We start from the raw sequence: 4,285 nt of genomic DNA, 5'->3' as shown, positions 1-4,285 counted from the left end.
GTATTCAGAGAAGATGAACTAAAAGTAAAAGACCCAGATGGAGCTGCTCACTTAGCGGCATTTAATCGTGCTGCGTTGAACACGATAAAGCAGGATGAGAGTGACAAAGATAGCTTGGCTGCCAAACGTAGAAAGTCAGGTTGGTCTGGTGAATATCGCTCAAAAATAATATTTGGCTAATATTTATTCAAAGTGGAATCCCGCCCTGAGGCTCTATCGAGCTAAGCACACTTTTTGGACACAAACGTCATAGCGATAATCATCCTGGCAGGTCTCTGGACAAAGTCGTGTCAGTGACTTTTCTAATTTAGCTATGATCGAATAACTATTAGTATCCCAAAAGCCATTCAGGCACCACTTATCGCAGTGCCAGAGATGGAAGAAATTGGACAAAACCTTTCATCCACGATTTCCGCTATCAAATTTACTTTATGCAATAACAATGTAAATTGATGCGTATGCACTATCTGGCATTTTGGCTCTGATATACTGTTTTGTGAAACATGTAAGAGGCTTTGTTGCTTAAATCGATGGAACTAAATCTAGCATTTACGATCTGATCGGCTACATCCATCAATCATTGTAGCCCCATGCCTAAACCTCGTTACAAAACAACTAACTGGAAGCAGTACAACAAAGCCTTGATCAACCGTGGCTCTCTGACCTTTTGGATTGACGAGGAAACGATAGCTGAGTGGAATCAAAACAAACAAGGCAAGCGTGGTAGACCTCGCCGATTCAGCGACTTAGCCATTACTACCGCACTGATGGTGAAACGCATTTTCTCTATGCCATTGAGAGCGCTACAAGGTTTTCTAGACTCTGTCTTTAGCCTGGCTAACATCCCGCTTGTTTGCTCGCACTACACCTGTATAAGCCGCCGAGCTAAGGAAGTTGAGGTTTCATTTAAACCCAAAACCAGAGGAGCAATACAACACCTGGCAATTGATGCCACTGGCCTCAAGGTTTATGGCGAGGGTGAATGGAAAGTCAAGAAGCATGGTACTGATGGGAAGCGCAGAGTCTGGCGTAAACTGCATATTGCAGTAGATACAAGCACTCACGAAATAGTCGCAGCAGAGCTGAGTTTATCTGGCGTAACCGATGCGGAAGTGCTCCCCAACTTATTTAAGCAGACGCGTCGTAAACTCATTGAAATATCAGGTGATGGTGCTTATGACACAAGGAATTGTCATGATGCGATACGGATTAAGCGAGCGGTTGCGCTTATCCCACCACGAGAAGGGGCTGCATTCTGGGAACAAGGACACCCTCGCAATTTAGCAGTAGGTTGCCAGAAGCTCTACGGCTCCAACAAAAAGTGGAAAAAGCGGTATGGCTACCATAAACGCTCGCTATCAGAGACAGCAATGTATCGGGTGAAACAGTTGTTAGGTGGGAAATTAAGCTTGAGAAATTACAATGCTCAGGTTGACGAGACTTACGCAATGATCAAAGCGCTGAATAAGCTTACAGGGCTAGGTATGCCTAAAACTCAGTATATCGCATAATAACCGAACAGCTTTGGGCTGCCATGTCTTCCAACCGAATTAAGCAACAAAGCCCATGTAAGATTCGAAACAACTCTCGACAGCAATTTAGGATACATTTAAATTTGGTATGGATGTACAAATCAGTAACCAAACAAATGTAATAATCAGGGGGCATTAGCTAATGAACTCAAATATCTGGTTCAGAGCGGGTATCGTTATCATATATGGCTCATCTATAGATGCCTCTCCTCATAGCCACCACGCAATTCAGTTAGCATGGCCTCGAGCCGATTATGGTTGTACATTAGATAACAAGGAAATTAATACTACTGTAGTTATTGATTCTAACGTCGAGCATCAGTTGCAAATGGATGAGGGCTGGATCTTATTGGTCGAACCCTCCAGTGAGTTAGGTGTTGCGTTATCAAAAAAGTTGGAAGGACGGCCATCAAGGGTATTTGAAGGTTCTGCTTTATCTTTCAACCATATCCAAAACACTGATGATGTGGCGGTACAGTTATCTTCATTGTTTGAAAGTCTAGGTCTACCAATTACGTTCCCGTTTTTAAATGAAAGCCTTACAACAGACCCTCGTATTAGGACATTACTAAACGAACTTTCTCAATGCCTAGATGGGCAATGTCTGAAGCCTAACCATTGGAGAGCATCTGACGTTGCCAAAAAGCTTGCTCTATCTGAAAGTCGATTTCTCCACTTGTTTAGTAAGGAACTTGGTATACCTTGGCGACCATACCTGTTGTGGTGTCGAATGATATGTGCGGTAAGAGCAATACTAAAAGGAGCATCGGCGACAGACGCTGCCTACATGGCAGGTTTCTCTGACAGCGCGCATTTAAGCCGAAGTTTTAGGAAAACGTTTGGAATGACCATTCGCCAAGCAAAGGCCATTTTTCAAGAAAGTTAGCCAGTTTATTCAAGTTTTGTCTTCGTCCTTTGTTTACTCTCTTTACGTGTTCGAAGAGAGGAGCTATTCATGACTTTTGTATCTAAAGATTATCTACAAGAAACGGCAATGCTAGATTTTAAGCATCCAGACATTCAAGAACTAGTTGAGGGCAAAGAGTGGAATAAGTTCTCTCAGTACGATGCTATTGGTGCAATTTACAAGTACGTCCGAGATGAAATTAAATTCGGTTATAACAAAGATGATCGCTTAGCGGCGAGCCAAGTGCTAAAAGACGGCTACGGACAATGTAATACCAAAAGCACCTTATTAATGGCGCTTTTGCGTGCAGTAGGTATTGCTACACGTTTCCATGGTTTTACCATTTTTAATGAATTACAGCGAGGAGCGATTCCGAACTACCTTTTTATGATCGCGCCAGAGCGTATCATTCATAGTTGGGTGGAAGTCTATCTGAACGATCGCTGGATTAATCTAGAAGGCTATATTATAGATAGTGAATACTTAAAACAGGTGCAAAACAGATTTGCTGAAGATAATGAATCATTCTCAGGCTACGGAATTGCAACCAAATGTTTGTCCAGCCCTAGTGTTGATTGGAAAGGAGAAGATACCTATATACAAAGTGAAGGGATCGCTGACGACTTTGGTGTGTTTTCACAACCCGAAGATTTCTATTCAGTACATGGTAGTAACTTGTCAGGTATAAAAAAAGTGATGTTTCAATATGCACTCCGCCACCTAATGAACTGGAATGTGAACAACATACGAACAAAAGGGATTTCAAACATCGGGTAACCTCATATAGTTCGCTACACAAGCGTTTCAGTTAGGCTACAGAAGTTGTGTTGCACTAACTTCCAGAGTAATTGAAACTTGGTAAACCACCGCCTCTGGCGGTGTGACTCGAAAAGGCTCTGCCGTAACAGCGTGCATCGATGGGAAAATGACCTCCTTTATAGAACCGGCAAGTTCAAAGGAGGTCATATGAGAGACTGGCAGAGCCAAGCTCACGTTAAACATTATTGCAAATATCACGTTGTGATTGTTCCAAAATATCGAAAGAAAGCGATTTATGGTTCATTGCGTAGAGATATCGGAAAAATCTTAAGAGAGTTATGTAGACAGCAAGGGGTAGTATTGGTTGAGGGTTATGCGATGAAAGATCACATCCATATGCTCTTGATGATTCCACCAAAGTATAGCGTGGCCAATACTGTTGGCTTTTTGAAAGGAAAATCAGCAATAAGAATTTTCCGCGACTATATGCAGGTAAAACGTAACTTTACTGGGAGAAAATTCTGGGCAAGAGGTTACTGTGTTAGCACAGTAGGACTCGATGAACAGATGATTCGTGAATACATACGTAATCAGGAGTCGGAAGAAAAACGCCAAGAGCAGTTGCGACTCTCGGGCTTATAAAACATAGCCCCTTCTAGGGGCTTTCATCATACTACCGGTTTCACCGGTAGTTTTGATTGTACATGTAAAAGCAACTTAACATGCATAATCATGCAACCTTGAGTGATACATGTTAGTTGCTTTTTTGCTCATTTTTGGGAGATTCCTTTCACCACTCTGCTAGTAGCAACCTTGAGCAAACTTACGGTGACTTCAGTAGCACGATTCGCCAATGAGTAATTACGTTAACGCAGAATGGTCGGGTAGACGACACTTGTTACCAAGTGCCGTCCCCCTAAGAACCCAGCGTGCAACTTTCACTGCACTAGGCTCAAGCCTTCACGAAGGCATCGTTTGATACCCAGCAACTTATAAAGCAGCGAGAATAGGCTCCTTCCAAGAGTTGCGAGCTTGCCTTTTTGACTTTCTCTTAGCCAAGTATTCTTGGTGTTGAGGGTCATATGGT

5 protein-coding genes and 1 pseudogene are annotated in these 4,285 nt (G+C 42.6%); 5 read left to right on the top strand and 1 reads right to left on the bottom strand.

Annotated features, from left to right (window positions below; genetic code table 11):
* The 4 genes and pseudogenes from VTH8203_RS22195 to VTH8203_RS22180 form a co-directional block, all read left to right on the top strand.
* Positions 1 to 180: pseudogene (locus VTH8203_RS22195) on the top strand (ISAs1 family transposase); the annotation flags it as partial.
* Between the two features lie 410 nt (positions 181 to 590).
* Positions 591 to 1,511 (top strand): IS5 family transposase, encoded by a 921-nt coding sequence (locus tag VTH8203_RS22190; RefSeq protein ID WP_096995609.1) that lies wholly within the window; start codon positions 591 to 593, stop codon positions 1,509 to 1,511.
* Positions 1,512 to 1,674: 163 nt separating this feature from the next.
* Positions 1,675 to 2,418: a helix-turn-helix transcriptional regulator gene (locus tag VTH8203_RS22185; protein ID WP_096995608.1), complete on the top strand. Its 744-nt coding sequence runs from the start codon at positions 1,675 to 1,677 to the stop codon at positions 2,416 to 2,418.
* Positions 2,419 to 2,487: 69 nt separating this feature from the next.
* A complete protein-coding gene (locus VTH8203_RS22180) occupies positions 2,488 to 3,216 on the top strand; it encodes a transglutaminase-like domain-containing protein (RefSeq protein ID WP_096995607.1) in 729 nt (242 codons plus the stop codon).
* 36 nt (positions 3,217 to 3,252) lie between these two features.
* Here the strand turns inward: VTH8203_RS22180 and VTH8203_RS24670 are convergent, their stop codons facing one another.
* On the bottom strand, positions 3,253 to 3,405 hold the full coding sequence (locus VTH8203_RS24670) for a hypothetical protein (RefSeq protein ID WP_158296220.1): 153 nt from the start codon (positions 3,403 to 3,405) through the stop codon (positions 3,253 to 3,255).
* On the opposite strand from VTH8203_RS24670, the gene tnpA reads away from it, so the two are divergent.
* Positions 3,406 to 3,840, top strand: a complete 435-nt coding sequence (gene tnpA / locus VTH8203_RS22175; protein ID WP_096991864.1) for an IS200/IS605 family transposase — start codon at positions 3,406 to 3,408, stop codon at positions 3,838 to 3,840.
* The last annotated feature ends 445 nt before the right edge of the window (positions 3,841 to 4,285 follow it).

The organism is Vibrio thalassae (assembly GCF_900089835.1).
GTDB classification, from domain to species: domain Bacteria; phylum Pseudomonadota; class Gammaproteobacteria; order Enterobacterales; family Vibrionaceae; genus Vibrio; species Vibrio thalassae.
This window is presented reverse-complemented; position numbering and strand designations above follow the sequence as displayed.

Coding starts and splice junctions, on each gene's coding strand:
- VTH8203_RS22190 (WP_096995609.1), top strand. CDS start 591: ATGCCTAAACCTCGTTACAAAACAACTAACTGGAAGCAGTACAACAAA.
- VTH8203_RS22185 (WP_096995608.1), top strand. CDS start 1,675: ATGAACTCAAATATCTGGTTCAGAGCGGGTATCGTTATCATATATGGC.
- VTH8203_RS22180 (WP_096995607.1), top strand. CDS start 2,488: ATGACTTTTGTATCTAAAGATTATCTACAAGAAACGGCAATGCTAGAT.
- VTH8203_RS24670 (WP_158296220.1), bottom strand. CDS start 3,405: ATGACCTCCTTTGAACTTGCCGGTTCTATAAAGGAGGTCATTTTCCCA.
- tnpA (WP_096991864.1), top strand. CDS start 3,406: ATGAGAGACTGGCAGAGCCAAGCTCACGTTAAACATTATTGCAAATAT.